The organism is Bacillus mojavensis, from assembly GCF_012648005.1.
GTDB lineage: Bacteria > Bacillota > Bacilli > Bacillales > Bacillaceae > Bacillus > Bacillus mojavensis.
Genome location: NZ_CP051464.1, coordinates 1824201 through 1837753 on the forward strand (window position 1 = coordinate 1824201; position 13553 = coordinate 1837753).

17 protein-coding genes and 3 pseudogenes are annotated in these 13553 nt (G+C 37.5%); 8 read left to right on the forward strand and 12 right to left on the reverse strand.

Features of this window, described 5'->3' with window-relative positions:
* Positions 1-99: 99 nt before the first annotated feature.
* Positions 100-855, forward strand: coding sequence for a YqcI/YcgG family protein (locus HC660_RS09445; protein ID WP_168747921.1), 756 nt, complete (start codon positions 100-102; stop codon positions 853-855).
* A 210-nt stretch (positions 856-1065) separates the two neighbouring features.
* Here HC660_RS09445 and bglS read toward each other — a convergent pair whose 3' ends face one another.
* From bglS to HC660_RS21370, 3 genes and pseudogenes are all read right to left on the reverse strand, one after another.
* Positions 1066-1797 (reverse strand): beta-glucanase, encoded by a 732-nt coding sequence (gene bglS, locus HC660_RS09450; protein ID WP_168747922.1) that lies wholly within the window; start codon positions 1795-1797, stop codon positions 1066-1068.
* Positions 1798-1921: 124 nt separating this feature from the next.
* A pseudogene (locus tag HC660_RS09455) lies at positions 1922-2037 on the reverse strand (response regulator aspartate phosphatase); the annotation flags it as partial.
* Positions 2038-2307: 270 nt separating this feature from the next.
* Positions 2308-2385 (reverse strand): annotated as a pseudogene (locus HC660_RS21370) (hypothetical protein); the annotation flags it as partial.
* Positions 2386-3151: 766 nt separating this feature from the next.
* Here HC660_RS21370 and HC660_RS09460 point away from each other — a divergent pair.
* Both HC660_RS09460 and HC660_RS09465 read left to right on the forward strand, forming a co-directional pair.
* Positions 3152-3322: a hypothetical protein gene (locus HC660_RS09460; RefSeq protein WP_168747923.1), complete on the forward strand. Its 171-nt coding sequence runs from the start codon at positions 3152-3154 to the stop codon at positions 3320-3322.
* A 255-nt stretch (positions 3323-3577) separates the two neighbouring features.
* Positions 3578-3961: a UPF0715 family protein gene (locus tag HC660_RS09465; protein ID WP_168749433.1), complete on the forward strand. Its 384-nt coding sequence runs from the start codon at positions 3578-3580 to the stop codon at positions 3959-3961.
* A 129-nt stretch (positions 3962-4090) separates the two neighbouring features.
* On the opposite strand, the gene alr is transcribed toward HC660_RS09465, so the two are convergent.
* A complete protein-coding gene (gene alr / locus HC660_RS09470; protein ID WP_168747924.1) occupies positions 4091-5272 on the reverse strand; it encodes an alanine racemase in 1182 nt (393 codons plus the stop codon).
* A gap of 553 nt (positions 5273-5825) precedes the next feature.
* Between alr and HC660_RS09475 the strand changes: the two genes are divergently transcribed.
* Entirely contained in the window at positions 5826-6737 is a 912-nt protein-coding gene (locus HC660_RS09475; RefSeq protein WP_168747925.1) for a VanW family protein, read from the forward strand.
* Positions 6738-7035: 298 nt separating this feature from the next.
* Here the strand turns inward: HC660_RS09475 and HC660_RS09480 are convergent, their stop codons facing one another.
* The 4 genes from HC660_RS09480 to HC660_RS09495 form a co-directional block, all read right to left on the reverse strand.
* Positions 7036-7827, reverse strand: coding sequence for a DUF817 domain-containing protein (locus HC660_RS09480; protein ID WP_168747926.1), 792 nt, complete (start codon positions 7825-7827; stop codon positions 7036-7038).
* Positions 7828-7926: 99 nt separating this feature from the next.
* A complete protein-coding gene (locus HC660_RS09485; protein ID WP_168747927.1) occupies positions 7927-8148 on the reverse strand; it encodes a helix-turn-helix domain-containing protein in 222 nt (73 codons plus the stop codon).
* 10 nt (positions 8149-8158) lie between these two features.
* Positions 8159-8641 carry a DUF2975 domain-containing protein gene (locus HC660_RS09490; protein ID WP_168747928.1) on the reverse strand — a complete coding sequence of 161 codons (483 nt, stop codon included), beginning with the start codon at positions 8639-8641 and terminating at the stop codon, positions 8159-8161.
* A 318-nt stretch (positions 8642-8959) separates the two neighbouring features.
* Positions 8960-9634, reverse strand: a complete 675-nt coding sequence (locus HC660_RS09495) for an SOS response-associated peptidase (protein WP_168747929.1) — start codon at positions 9632-9634, stop codon at positions 8960-8962.
* 44 nt (positions 9635-9678) lie between these two features.
* Here HC660_RS09495 and HC660_RS09500 point away from each other — a divergent pair, with 44 nt between their 5' ends.
* Complete coding sequence (locus tag HC660_RS09500; protein ID WP_168747930.1) at positions 9679-9888, forward strand: hypothetical protein; 210 nt, start codon at positions 9679-9681, stop codon at positions 9886-9888.
* A 176-nt stretch (positions 9889-10064) separates the two neighbouring features.
* On the opposite strand, the gene HC660_RS09505 is transcribed toward HC660_RS09500, so the two are convergent.
* The 3 genes from HC660_RS09505 to HC660_RS09515 form a co-directional block, all read right to left on the reverse strand.
* A complete protein-coding gene (locus HC660_RS09505; RefSeq protein ID WP_168747931.1) occupies positions 10065-10787 on the reverse strand; it encodes a YrpD family protein in 723 nt (240 codons plus the stop codon).
* A 310-nt stretch (positions 10788-11097) separates the two neighbouring features.
* Positions 11098-11301 (reverse strand): spore coat protein CotC, encoded by a 204-nt coding sequence (cotC, locus tag HC660_RS09510; protein WP_168747932.1) that lies wholly within the window; start codon positions 11299-11301, stop codon positions 11098-11100.
* Between the two features lie 193 nt (positions 11302-11494).
* Positions 11495-11683, reverse strand: coding sequence for a twin-arginine translocase TatAC (locus HC660_RS09515; RefSeq protein ID WP_168747933.1), 189 nt, complete (start codon positions 11681-11683; stop codon positions 11495-11497).
* A 258-nt stretch (positions 11684-11941) separates the two neighbouring features.
* Between HC660_RS09515 and HC660_RS09520 the strand changes: the two genes are divergently transcribed.
* A complete protein-coding gene (locus tag HC660_RS09520; RefSeq protein WP_168749435.1) occupies positions 11942-12343 on the forward strand; it encodes a YndA family protein in 402 nt (133 codons plus the stop codon).
* Positions 12344-12408: 65 nt separating this feature from the next.
* Here the strand turns inward: HC660_RS09520 and HC660_RS21040 are convergent.
* Positions 12409-12840, reverse strand: a pseudogene (locus tag HC660_RS21040) (SRPBCC family protein).
* A 188-nt stretch (positions 12841-13028) separates the two neighbouring features.
* Between HC660_RS21040 and HC660_RS09525 the strand changes: the two are divergent.
* Positions 13029-13298, forward strand: a complete 270-nt coding sequence (locus HC660_RS09525) for a hypothetical protein (RefSeq protein WP_010334393.1) — start codon at positions 13029-13031, stop codon at positions 13296-13298.
* Between the two features lie 26 nt (positions 13299-13324).
* Positions 13325-13513, forward strand: coding sequence for a hypothetical protein (locus HC660_RS09530; protein WP_010334394.1), 189 nt, complete (start codon positions 13325-13327; stop codon positions 13511-13513).
* The last annotated feature ends 40 nt before the right edge of the window (positions 13514-13553 follow it).

Below are 13553 nucleotides of genomic sequence, written 5' to 3' on the forward strand. Positions count from 1 at the left end.
AACCATAGGAGTGTTATAAGAACAGTGGCCCAATTATTAATGGGACAATCACCTATGCAACACTTTTGCAATAGTCTATTGAAGGTAGGAGGCTATTGTATGACAAACTTAATTAGAAGTAGTGAAGACGTTTGCCAAGAATGTCTTTTACCTTGGCAAAGGGATGCACTGAATGCTTTTCGTAACAAAATGAAAGACAAAGAACATCTTTTTCCATGTATTCCAGCTACTCAATCTTTCTCACTTGGGCATCTCAGGTATGGATTTGTAGGCCAACCTCAAAAAGATCAAACATCCCTAGAACTAGCCAATTTACTAAAAGAGTTCACGATAAACTGTAGGGATTACGGGAAGTATACAACGTTGATTATATTCTTTGACACACCTCAAGAACTTATTAATAACAGCAGCGTAGAGGATTTTGAATCATTGTTCTGGGAGCAACTTAACAAGTTACATGACCTAGATGAGAAGGATTGGCCCATTCATATTCCTCAAAATCCATCAGAACATGAATGGGAATACTGTTTTCATGGGGAACAGTATTTTATGTATTGTGCCACCCCTAAGCATGAAGAGAGAAAGAGTAGGCATTTTCCTTATATGATGATGGCCATTACTCCACGTTGGGTTCTTCAAGAATTTAATAAGAACGAAAAATACGCTAAAAAAATTAAAGAACAGGTAAGAAAAAGAATTACTAAATATGATACCATTTCCATTCATCCTGCTTTAAACAGTTACGGAAATGTAGATAATCACGAATGGAAACAGTATTTCCTGAGAGATAATGATACAGAACTATCTAAATGTCCATTCTTAAGAAGCTTAACTGACAAAGAAAATAGAAACTAGTTTTCTTCATTTTGGAAATGAATTTTCAAAAGTTAGAACAAATTATCAAGATGTGCAAAACATTTTATAAAAATTTTTCTGTTTTTACAAATGTATACGTGTTCGAAGGCAATCCGGAAGCTTACAGAAGTGTGTAATCGGCATCCACTTCTCATTACAATCATAAGAGCCTGGCTAGATTGCGGCAGCAGGCTCTTATCACATTTGACATTATTTTTTTGTATAGCGCACCCAGTCGTAATGAGCGTATAGCGGTGTCACACCATTGTAGGAACCGAGCCATTCATCTACACCCGTACCATTCCACAAGTTCATCATGATCTTACCTGGTGTTGTCGGAATTTGGCTTGTCGCAGTATGTTTTAATTGCCCATCGACATACCATTTAATAGAGTTTGGCTGCCAATCGAACGCATACGTATGATAGGCGTTGGCAGCATCAAATCCGAGATTCACGAGCTTCTCATGGTTTCCTACACCATTTGTATAATAGTTAAATTGAACCTTTGTTGTGTCTTTTCCTAAAAATTCGATATCAATCTCATCCCAAGGAGTTCCATCCGTTGGACCTGTGTAAGTGAAGAACGATGAAACAATTCCTACGTTTTTAGCTGGTTTCATCCTGACTTCATAAAGTCCATAGCCATATGTTTGAACAGAGCGGTTTTCCCCGCAGTCAAACTTGTTATAAGATGGACTTGTTAGCGCCAAACGCATTTCCCCTAATGGCGTCATTGATACGTTATTTGCACGCCAAGTACAGTTGAACATATTTCCATTCGAATAACCATTTGCTTTTTGCCAAAATCCAGAGTTGTAGCCATTAAAAGGGTCAAAAAACGATCCACCTGTTTGAGCCGAGGCAGTAGAAGTGAATGCAGACAAACTCATAAACAACCCAGTAACAAGAAGCAACAACACTCGTTTCATACGATTAGACATGTTGGTATCCCCTTTCTTTTGAAAGCGTTTTCTATGTCGATCATACATGATTCTTTTAAAGGGGAACATCGGTCAAAATAATGATAATAACGAATCTATTTACTAGAATCCTGTAAGTTTATGACGGTTCTCCTCGTGAGGAATGCAGCAACATCTTGTGTCGTTCTTCTAATAAACTGTAATTTGCAAGAACTTCTTGATCCTTTCCATTTCATCAAACAGTTTCTTTATCTCTGAGTATAGAGCGTCCATCGTTTTTCAATATAATGATAGATCAGTACTTATTCTACAATAAGGGTCATTCAGTCGGGAACATTGAGGATTAAAAAAATGGTTAAGTAATTGTTGCAACAAACAGTGGCATTTGATTTCATACATAAAAGACCGCATAGGAAGAAATATCTTGTTTAAAACAAGTGAAAAAGGAGCTGAAAAGCTCCTTAAGTTTTAATAACTTTTGTATATATAGCCATGTAAAACCCGATTGAGTAATCATTAGGGGAAAAGTATAGCTGCTAATGCAGGAACCGCGGAAATTAGCATGCCAAATGATAAACCAGAACTCAATAAAATTTTTTTAAGATTCAATTATACCCACTCCATTTACTTTTATATACATGTGTTGTATGTTAAATGGAAGATGTTTTGGAAATGAATTATGGGTCATAAAAGGCTGAAATCTTGATTTTAAAGGAATTGGTGCAGTAGGCGACAGTCGTTAATGTAAATTAGAAACTATCTTGCTCGGTAGGGAAACGGTCGTATTTGTTTTTTGCTACATTCTTTCCGGATCAGGATTCACAATCGCTCATTTAATAGACTGTAGCAAATTACACCATTTCATTTCTTTATCCATTTAGTTGCGGTAAATATGTTTATCACTTTCTTTTATGAAGCTTTTCCAGAGGAATTAACTTTTCGAGGGACAGTGTACTGAGGAACGTTTATTTCCTATGAAGAGATTGTGCCGGGTACAGGAGCGCTGTTCGCGGTCTTTTTTTGTTGGTTATTGTCGGTACTCTAATATTAATATCTGCTGTAATAATTCAACAAAATATTATTCAATAGCTTAAGAAAAAGAAAGACATCCAAGTGTTTGGCATCTGAATAAACAGCAGTTTAATTAAACATAATCTCTTTGTATAATAAAGGAAAAGTGCGGAGGGATTACCATGAAAATCTTAACCTTACTCAAGATAGATTGCTATATAAATTTCTTAATTCAGGATACATACTTTATAGATAAAGGTCGCAATTCAATTTATTGTTTTTATCACTTTGAAGAAACAAAGTAAATATATTTTTAAAGGAGCTCTAGTCTGTCTAAATTTAGGTAACTATTCAGGAGGTAGGTATGTTAATTTTAACAATAGAGATTATCGTAGCGTTAACTGTATTAGGGTTATTTGCGTGGACTTTTAAAAGACAAAAAAATGTTGATGATGATGTGTTTAATTATGCTAGATATATGATTTATTTGCTTTTAGCTGAAGTTGCTATATATGTTGTATTTCAAATTGTTTAAGGGTAAAACAGTTTTAGAGAGGGAAGTAACTTTATGACAACGTTAAATGAAAACATGCTTCTATATATACGGAAAAAACTTTAAATGAAAAACATGAGACACTTCAAGACTATAATCTATTTATGAATATGTAAAAGACATCGAAAATGTGATGAAGACCAAATCTAATTAACTGAATAAAACATGTATTTTAAAGTTGGAGAGATCTAGACAATGTTGAGGAAGCTTACGTTACGTTATGAATGGGGTAATAACATGCAAGTTTTAAGGATCATATTTGTTCATGTCTTGTCAGCGTTATCAGCCGCTGTTGTTTATGTTTTTGGCATTAATCATGATGGCTACATTCCATACTTCTTAATAAGTGTTATTCTCTATATCTTATATTTAATGTTTGCGGCACCTGTTCAATATTTCTTAAATCGCAAGCCAAAAAGGTTTAACCTCAATTATTTACTCATATACATATTCTTTTCCTTCTTAGTATGGTTATTCTTTGCTGTGATAACTGACTCAAAAAATACCTTAGACTTTCTAATGGAATACGAAATTTACTTATTGAGCATCTCATTTGCTGTAATCTTTTGGATCTGGTACTCAATTTTTCTGCAAAACAAGGCAAAGACAGCAGCTAAGTAACGTAAGTATCACAATATCAATCGAAAAATAAATCTAAAATTCCCCATTGATATTGTGATACTCTTTTTTAAATTGCAAGAGATAGGGGATAAGTGTGTAGAAATGAATCCCTCTTATTAAGCAAAAAATCTACACGTACATTACTGGAGTTGATACCTTGAAAATTTCGCCATCTCTTATATAAAAACGGGGGACACGGCGGCTTAATGTAGACACCACTTCATAGTTGATCGTATTAAGCATTTCAGCAACTTCATCAACGGGAATCTCAGCTCCCTTTTGATGACCGTAAATCACAACTTCCTCTCCTTGTTTGCCTTCACTCTCTCCTAAACTAACCATGATCATATCCATTGTCACTCTTCCTACCACCGGCACTCGTTTTCCGCGATGAAGAACAAACCCGCGATTGGAAAGTGCGCGAGAATAACCGTCAGCATAGCCGACCGGGAGTGTAGCAATGACTTCTTCGGGTTCTGCGATGTATGTAGCACCATAACTAATGGTTCGGGGTTCTGTCCGCATGGTTTTCACATAAGCGATGCGCGCCTTTAAACTTAATGCAGGTTCGAGCTTAACGAGGTTTAGTTGTTTGATATAGTCTGAAGGATATAAACCATATAAACCGATACCTAAACGAATCATATCAGCACTATATTCAGGAAAAGCGATAGCTGCAGCCGTGTTGCTCATGTGCACGGTGGGCAGTTCAATGCCGCGGTTCTTTAGAAAGCTGAGAAAATTGATGAATTTTTCATGCTGTAGCTTAGTTAGTGTGGTGTCAGCTTCATCAGCTGTAGAAAAATGTGTAAAGATACCTGACCATCTTAGGAATTTACTTTCTGTTAATGCTTCCACTACTACTAAAAGCTTTTCTTTTGTGCGTACACCTAATCGACCCATTCCAGTATCCACATTTATATGAATACCCAAACGACTAGTACTCTCTTCGTTTTCCAATATTCTGTTAGCTTTTTTAATCCAATCAACCTGAAATGCTGATAATTCTATATTCCAAGCTGCTGACTTTTTCACACAACTAAGGGATGTAAAACCAAGCACAAGGATCGGTGCTGTAATTCCCGCTTTTCGTAAAACGATTCCTTCCTCTACGCTGGCCACAGCGAGCTCACTCGCCCCGTGTTCCAGTGCATGTCGCGCCACTTCTACTGACCCATGACCATAACCGTTCGCTTTCACGACAGCCATAATTTTGCTCTTTTTTGGTATATGATGGCGTATTGCTCGCACATTTTTTTTTATGGCATCAAGATTTACTTCGATCCAAACTTCTCGGCAAAGCTTTGTCATCGACGCTTCCTTCCTTCTTATAGAGTAGTATATAGCGCATTTAGCCGTTCAATAAATTCTTAATATCAATGGTTGGATGCTTTCAATTTGATTTTATTCAACCTTAACTGAAATCATTCAACAGCAAACACTTCATCTAACGAGTAGATGCTAATCGACGGCCGAAGCTGTCAGTACTCTCGTTTTTAATTCTTTTTTTGCGGATTGTTCACTTTTGATTTCTTTACTTCGAGCAACTGATACACAAGGCTTGTAAAGAGATGAGGATCGATACGGTGACCGAGGATCAGATAGTACTGCTAATGACATTTGTTTTGATGTCAGCCAATGGGTAGTGAAGAGATATGGTGGATGCTGAAGCAGACATTGACTAAAATCTCTTAAGCAAAAGAATTGCAATTACAATTGTTCAAGCTTTCTTAGCGAGGGCACTGATTGTTTGCTTTGACTTTTGTGTTCAAACAAAGACCAGGCGCTTGAGAACGCTATGATAAGTTGAAATACATCAAAGGATAAGCTCCTGCTCATACTAATTGTCGGGAGGTGCCGACTTATGATACAAATTTGGATCACCGGCCTTTTATTATTAGCTCAGCCAAGCGAGCCATCTGACAGTTTAACAATCACACAACAAGGACGGACGATTGCTACTGTTCACCGCGAAGATTTTACGATGCCTCTTCCCGGGACCCCAATGATTGATCATAAAAAATACTGTAAGTTCATCAAACGGCTTGATCAACAAATTTACCGGGAGCCCATAAACGCCAAGCTTAACGATCAAGGAATCATCATCCCTGGGAAAATGGGTTACAGACTTTATCAACAGGCGTTTAAGGAGAAATTTTACGCCTATTTCTTTGGTCATGGCCCATCCAATATAGAAGTGCCGGAATTAAACATTTATCCGAAAGTTGACAGCGAGTTGCTTGCTCACATCAGTACGCAGCAGCTAGGCCAGTATGTAACTTATTTTAATTCAAGCAATAAAAGCCGATCACACAATATTTCCCTTTCTGCAAAAGCAATTGACAATCATGTTGTTTTTCCTAATGAGACGTTTTCTTTTAATCAAGTTGTTGGGATGAGAACGCAGGACAAAGGTTACATGCGAGCGCCTATTATTGTGAAGGGTGAGTTGTCTGAAGGTGTAGGTGGGGGAATTTGTCAGGTGTCATCAACTTTATTTAATGCTGTCGATCGTGCGGGGCTGCAAATCGTTCAGCGCTATTCTCATACAAGAAGCGTACCATATGTGCCGTCCGGACGTGATGCCACAGTAAGCTGGGGAGGCCCTGACTTTCGCTTTCATAATCAATATAACCAACCGGTCTTAATTCGGGCCAAACGAAATGAGGGAAGTATGATTGTTACACTTTATTCCTCTGATGTCATCAATAACAAACTGCGAAAAGTTCCCAAAGCGCCATCACAGCTTCCAAAAGAAATAAATGCCGAGCGTTAAATGACATAAGCTATTCATTCACCTTATTCAACCTGACGACTTCCTTTATGGAGGTTGAGTTAGAAAGACATAAGATTAAGTCCAAACGACTGAGCTCTCTAAACGAAAGCTGATGTTGATTAAATCATTACTGTGGTCGAAATCTTACTGAAATAGCCCTCTATTTTTCCGGCAGCTATTTATAAAGAAAAAAGCAACAAATTAAACGTTGCTTTTTACAGTTTATCTTATTCAGAATTTCGTATGCCAATTCCTTACTATGTAGGATCCGACTTTTATAAAAGAAGATTCTTAACAATTATAAAAATGGACTAGTATCTACCCTGGTGGAATTTTTCCCCTTCACTTGTTTTAACGTTGCGACTATAAGAAAGCTGACAATCACTAACAAGAGCCATGAACTCACTTTTCCTAGATGAACAAGACTCCATGCATCGGTTTGGTTTGGGTATTCCCAAGCCCCAAAAAACGTTGCGATATTTTCAGCTATCCATATAAAAAATCCGATGAGCATAAATGAAAGGGCGAGTGGCATACGATAACGAGTTCCATTCACCTCGTATGTGACCCATGATTGCCAAAAGACGATCATGACTAGTCCGGATAACCAAAAGCGGACGTCAATCCAATAATGGTGGATGAAAAAATTCAAATAAATCGCAGCGGCAAGAGGTACCACGGCCCAAAACGGCGGCCACTTAACCAGTTCAACCTTAAGCCTTCTCCATGCCTGGCAAAGATAACTGGCTACACTTGCGTACATGAAGCCGCTATACAAAGGCACTCCAAAAATTTTGGAATATCCCTGCTCTGGATAAGACCAGGAGCCCATATGTACCTTGAAAAGTTCAAGAGCAAGTCCAATCAGGTGGAACATTGTGATTACCTTTAATTCATCCTGAGTTTCAAGTCCAGAATATACCATCCACAATTGCATGAAGAGGCAGATGATGAGCAGCCAGTCATACCGTGGCAGGAAGGGAAGCGGTATGATTTGTGTAATTGCCAAAGAGGCAAAAATAACGACAGGAAACAGACATGATAGGGCCTGCTCCCAGCCAAAAAAAATGAGCTGTTTAAATGCTTTCATGAATTTTTGCCTCCAAAGTTAGCTAAATAGACATAGGGTTATGTGCATAGAATCACCGCCGAGTCATTATCTTTTCCATTCATAATGATTCCTGCTTTATTAATCATGGGTGTCTTCATCACCCTGGTATTCCAATATATCTCCTGGTTGACATTCTAAAGCCTTACAAATCGCCTCTAAAGTTGATAATCGAATGGCCTTTGCCTTTCCATTTTTCAATATAGAAAGATTAGCCATCGTGATTCCAACCTTCTCGGACAGTTCCGTTACGCTCATTTTCCTTTTAGCCAGCATCACATCAATATTGATTATAATTGCCATTGTTTTCACCTCAGACTGTTAAATCATTTTCTGATTTTATATCTATAGCTTCTTGCAAAAGCCTTTGGAGAACAGCAGCAAAGACTGCGATAACCATTGAGGCAAAAATAAGGACCAATCCGATTAGTATAATACCTGGAGCGTCGTCCATCTCCGCGATGAGATAGAAGAGTGGCATGCCTGCCACAAGTAAAAGACTGATTGTGATTGCACTGTATTTTATTTTCTTTAAAGCTCTTACTGATAATTCCGAGAAAGCTTTATTCCGGTCAATATAGCTTAAAAGTGTAAAGGCTTGATACAGAGCGAAATAAAAAGGTATTGCCGCTGCATACAAATCGATATAAACGAGATATTTTAGATAAGAAATATCTGGATACAATTCCGCTGCAAAGTTCGCTATCTCTGGCACCAAAAATATGCACAAAGCAAGAACTGGAATCCCAATCAGAATAACAGCTATCCTTAAAAAGAGTGTTGATCCTCGTTTCATAAAAAGCACCTCACCTAATATTGTCGATTTGAATGTAGCACATTATTTATCGTTTTACAATAAAAAAATATTGAAATAGATGATTTTCTTGTTGTTTTAGAGCTATCTTTTTCACTGTGGGCAAGAAAAAAGCATTTCTCATTACAGAGAAATGCTCAATATCTTTAATCGATTCAATTTAGAAATTTTACGGATAACTGAACCATTGGGGTAAAAATATAACGCATGGCACATAAGGGATTGTTTTTAAATCATGTACACGTTCGTTTTATAAAGCTTAGGCCGAAGGTGATATATAAAGCAATCTAGCAGCGGTGCTCAATGGGGTTCAATAAGCTCAGGTGAATTGTTTTTAGGTGAGTTAACGAATGATGAAACCTGGTATGCTTCCATGTCATCATCATCATATGGCAGCAGTAAGCTTTTGAGATAATCGGGATCTGTATTTTTAGGGTTCAGCCATTCTTTCTCATGTTCGCAACTCAAAATAACCGGCATTCGATCATGGATGTCCTCCATAAGCTCATTAGGTTTTGTCGTAATGATTGTGCAAGTGTAGAGCGGATGACCTTCAGGTGTATTCCATTTTTCGTATAAGCCGGCAAAAGCGAAAAGATTGGATGATTTCAGCTTGATTCTCATAGGAATCTTAGTTTTTGGATCAAGGCGTTTCCATTCATAAAAACTGTCAGCTGGGATGATACAACGTTTACTTACAAGTGGCTTTCGAAAGCTGGGTTTCTCGGCCAATGTTTCAGCACGAGCATTGATCATTTTATAACCGATCTTTTCATCTTTAGCCCAAGGAGGAATGAGACCCCATCTTAATTTTCCAAGGCGGTTGCTTGATCCATCATTAATAATAGTAAGAATGTTTTGTGATGGCGCGATATTATAGCTTGGTTGATATTCGTCTTCAGGCAAGAAGTGATCTATGTTGAATTGCTCAATGATGTCTTCAAATGCTGAGAATAAGGTGAATCTGCCACACATGTTCATCATCCTTTTGGTTTTTGAATATTGTACTGGATTGGTATATGAAAATCAAAAAGGGGATTGTGAAGCAGCAAAATGTTAAAGATTTGGTGTGTGGTTTAGGTGGAAGTGGAAAGAAAAAGCTATTTGGAGGAGAGCGGAATAGCAAATATCTGAAATGCAAAATAAGAACAGATCTACAGTGGATGGCATGTAAAGAATGTAACTATTTCGAAAACCTTTCAGCTAAACAAAAAAAGGTAGATCTTTAAGTAATACAGGAGGAAATGTGGAAAATAGCGACATGGTATGGAATGAGATTAATTATTTTAATCGGTGTGAGTGTATAAGGATTTCTATTTATCAGGCTTCTGAGGACAAATGAAGTGTTCAGGTTTTACAACGAAAAAAAGGCCGCCGTCATTGCCAGCGGCCTTTTGATGCTTCTTTATTTATTAACAGAAATCGTAACGTTATTTCCAGAAGGGAGGACTTTTGCAAAATCCTGTGTATCTACGACAGGTGTCACTGCTTTATTGTCGATTGTAATATTGTTAAAAGTTGTTGAAAAAGTTGCTTTAATGGCAGAGCGCTGGCTTTCAGATGAAACCGCAGCGGTGGCGAGTGTTTTCCATTTCGATAGAGTGCCAATGTTGGTTCCTTGGATTTCCATGATAATACGTCCGGTATAGCCATCATTGTTCGTTCCCCAGAGGGTCATGCGAGTATTCCCGTTCAAGTTTTTGTAGATCGTCATTTGCACTGTGCTTCCGGGACGAAACCCTTTATTGTAAGTGAATTTCTCTTTTCCTTCGATATACGTTTCATCATTTTTAGAACCGACTTTCATGAGCGGTTTCCATACGTTGTATTGTTTGCTGTACTGAAGACCAATATCTGCCTCAGTTCCGTTTTTTGCGCTAAAGCCTGAATAAATATAAGGGGTAGAGACAGAGTCTTGGATGTTCACTGTGTCGGGAAGCTTAATTTTAGCCGTGAAAACAGCGCCTGTGCTGTTCAGGTAGGCACGTCCGCCGATTCCCTTAGGTAGCTGGGAAGCCGCTTTGGCTACTTGAGTGTCTGCTCCTGGAAGACCTGGAACACCTGAAGAAATGGTTCCGAAAAGAATAGCTGTTCCTACTGCACCTGCAATCAATACTTTTTTCAACAAAATTCCCCCTTTTAAAAGTGGTTTCGCAATTATTATACCTTATTTTGGAACTTCTTTTATTAAGATAAATCGACAAAATCGTTAAAATCTCATGTTTATGAATGGGTTATGTTTATAAATTGACACCATAGATCTATAATAAAACTAATTAAACTATGTACTAAATATTCAATTTTTATTAAAAAATCGGCATTAAGGAGCAAATAACATTAGACCTATGATTCATATAGACATTGAAGCTTAGTTTTTTCTGCAAAAAAACCCCCGGCCATTGACCGGGGAAGCAAAATTGAGGAGATTAAATGGAGTATTAGCAGTGTTTCTTACGTTTTTTATACTCTACAACGTAGTCATAGTCTTTTTTGTCGTGATCATAATGTTTTTTGTCATAATCACAGTAATAATCTTTTTTGTCATGGTGATCAGAATATTTTTTGTCATAGTCGTAATACTTCTTGTAATACGTTTTTTTAACCGTATAATACTCTTCTTTATATTTTTTGAAATAACCCATAAATACCCCTCCTTTTATGATCATACGCTTTATTATATGGAAGTTAGATTTTACGGATTGGACAGTTTAAATCACAAACTCAAAAAAGGGCTGTCCAAAAAAAATTGAGGGTAATCAGAGGAAAACTGAGGGATCGCGCAGAAACAAATCAATATAAAAAGCCGATGTTCATCGGCCGCCAAATCATTTTATCTTACATTTGCTTGTCTTCTTTGTTTTCTGAACCACTACTTCTTATGTCTTGAGTCAATCCGCTGGTCGCTTTTTTAAATTCTGATAAGGCTTTTCCAGCGGCCCGGCCAAGCGCAGGCAGCTTATCAGGACCAAACACTAAAAAGCCTACAAATAAAATAACTAACATTTTTGTGACGCTTAATTCCATGATATTTTTCCTCCTCCTGTTTGAAGTACAACCTTATTAACAAATTATAAAAGATGGCGGTTCAAATGAGAATACGTCTGTTTTGAATGTTTTGTAAACAAAGGCGAATGGAGAATGATGTGGTTTCTTCAGGAAAAAATGCTGATGATAAAAACGTATGAAGCTTCCAATGCCTTACACTTACCTGCGATTTTATTTAAAGGGGGTGATACAAATATAACTGTAACTTGCTATTATTATCATAAGGGAGAGATCGTAATGAAGAGATTCAACAAGCTAATAGGATACCTGTCTGTTTTCATGTTCGCTGCGGTTTTTCCATTATCGGCACATGCAGAAAAAGCGGGAACTACTGGAGCCGGAGAGTGGGATAAGCTTGGAACTTACACCTATACTTATTCAAGTCCGACGGTATACTCGAGCGGAGGCGATTTTAGAGTTTGTCTTTCAGGAAGTACACCTTTCTCTGTATCGCTGCACCTATATGAGGATGATCCTGGTGACAACCCTGATGAATATGTGGGCTCTAATTATTTTTCACCCGGAGAATGTCATACCTTTAGCAGTATAGGGAAATTTGTAGATGGAAGCAATAACAAGGCAGAATTCTTTGTTACTGATTACTCTGGTAAATCAAAAACAGTGACGTTTTACGATTGATTTGAGAGATACAGTACAGGGAATATAAGTTTGTCAGAGTAAAAGAGAGAGGGAGCTCTCTCTTTTTATACTGTATGAGGAATGAAATATCTCACTCTTGAACCGCCATGCGAAGGATTCACCATGCCTGTCCAGCAGTCATCCATCTTATCCCGAGCTTTACCAATCATTTCGTTCGGCTTTTTCCATCCACTGAGGATGAGAGTAAATTCTGTTTTTTCCCTATGTCTGTTAATTGAAATGTAGCAATTCATCCAGCGGTATCCCATTCAAAAGAAAGCTCGCCGGGGGCATGAACCGTCCAAACTTTGCAAGGAGATGGTCCAAATGGTGTGTAAGCGAAATTTATATCCTTCCTGCAGCTGAAAATCATTCGGCATAATCCACTTGGCTATGCCGAATGAAGTTGAGACTGTCTCCTAAATGTTTTGAATAGGCCCCTCTAATGTTATATGTTTCGTAATATCCCATAATGTATTCTCTTGATATCCATATATTTCTCCTCATTATTCAATTTAGACTTTCACGCAAATTTTATATCATCTAACGAAATCATATCCATAGTGTGTATAAATGATGCTGAACCTGTTGTCGGCAAGTGTTTCAATAGATAAATTCCACGATTAAAATTGAATTGAGTATCCTTTTATTGTTATATTGATTGATGAAAGGCAGTGGAAGTCTCATGCGAAAATACGAAAATACAGCAAGAGAGTGGAAAGTATATATTATCATCTTTTCATTCTTCATTATTTGTGTGGCTGCAATAGGCTTTTTTGAACAAAGATTTCTTTTAAATCAATTAGCATGGCGGGTATTTGATGCACTGATCAGCGTTGTGTTATTTGCCAATGTGCTGTTTTTCTGGAGAAAAAGGAAGAGCATAGCATATATTTCAGGCATTTTGGCTGTTGTTAATGTAATTTTGCTGATATCTCTGCTTTTTCTAACTTGATGAGATTGTAAATAGGAGGGTTCTGCATGCTCGGTAAAATTAAAGCGGCCATTGATAATAGTCCGGGAAAACCGGCCAAAATTGCAGTTAATGAAAGCGCATTTCAGCAGCTAAAAGAAGAGATGCGTTTTGTTTGCGTTTCCAAACCTAAAACCATTATGGGGATACCTGTGGAGGTTTCAGATGATGTAGAAGGCTTTGAACTCAGATTTTAGTGATAACATATTTTTATCCTATCTATATGAATATAGGAAC

Bases quoted from the DNA above. Each gene is read 5' to 3' on its own strand.
- HC660_RS09445 (WP_168747921.1), top strand. From the start codon at position 100: ATGACAAACTTAATTAGAAGTAGTGAAGACGTTTGCCAAGAATGTCTT.
- bglS (WP_168747922.1), bottom strand. From the start codon at position 1,797: ATGTCTAATCGTATGAAACGAGTGTTGTTGCTTCTTGTTACTGGGTTG.
- HC660_RS09460 (WP_168747923.1), top strand. From the start codon at position 3,152: ATGTTAATTTTAACAATAGAGATTATCGTAGCGTTAACTGTATTAGGG.
- HC660_RS09465 (WP_168749433.1), top strand. From the start codon at position 3,578: ATGCAAGTTTTAAGGATCATATTTGTTCATGTCTTGTCAGCGTTATCA.
- alr (WP_168747924.1), bottom strand. From the start codon at position 5,272: ATGACAAAGCTTTGCCGAGAAGTTTGGATCGAAGTAAATCTTGATGCC.
- HC660_RS09475 (WP_168747925.1), top strand. From the start codon at position 5,826: ATGATACAAATTTGGATCACCGGCCTTTTATTATTAGCTCAGCCAAGC.
- HC660_RS09480 (WP_168747926.1), bottom strand. From the start codon at position 7,827: ATGAAAGCATTTAAACAGCTCATTTTTTTTGGCTGGGAGCAGGCCCTA.
- HC660_RS09485 (WP_168747927.1), bottom strand. From the start codon at position 8,148: ATGGCAATTATAATCAATATTGATGTGATGCTGGCTAAAAGGAAAATG.
- HC660_RS09490 (WP_168747928.1), bottom strand. From the start codon at position 8,641: ATGAAACGAGGATCAACACTCTTTTTAAGGATAGCTGTTATTCTGATT.
- HC660_RS09495 (WP_168747929.1), bottom strand. From the start codon at position 9,634: ATGTGTGGCAGATTCACCTTATTCTCAGCATTTGAAGACATCATTGAG.
- HC660_RS09500 (WP_168747930.1), top strand. From the start codon at position 9,679: ATGAAAATCAAAAAGGGGATTGTGAAGCAGCAAAATGTTAAAGATTTG.
- cotC (WP_168747932.1), bottom strand. From the start codon at position 11,301: ATGGGTTATTTCAAAAAATATAAAGAAGAGTATTATACGGTTAAAAAA.
- HC660_RS09515 (WP_168747933.1), bottom strand. From the start codon at position 11,683: ATGGAATTAAGCGTCACAAAAATGTTAGTTATTTTATTTGTAGGCTTT.
- HC660_RS09520 (WP_168749435.1), top strand. From the start codon at position 11,942: ATGAAGAGATTCAACAAGCTAATAGGATACCTGTCTGTTTTCATGTTC.
- HC660_RS09525 (WP_010334393.1), top strand. From the start codon at position 13,029: ATGCGAAAATACGAAAATACAGCAAGAGAGTGGAAAGTATATATTATC.
- HC660_RS09530 (WP_010334394.1), top strand. From the start codon at position 13,325: ATGCTCGGTAAAATTAAAGCGGCCATTGATAATAGTCCGGGAAAACCG.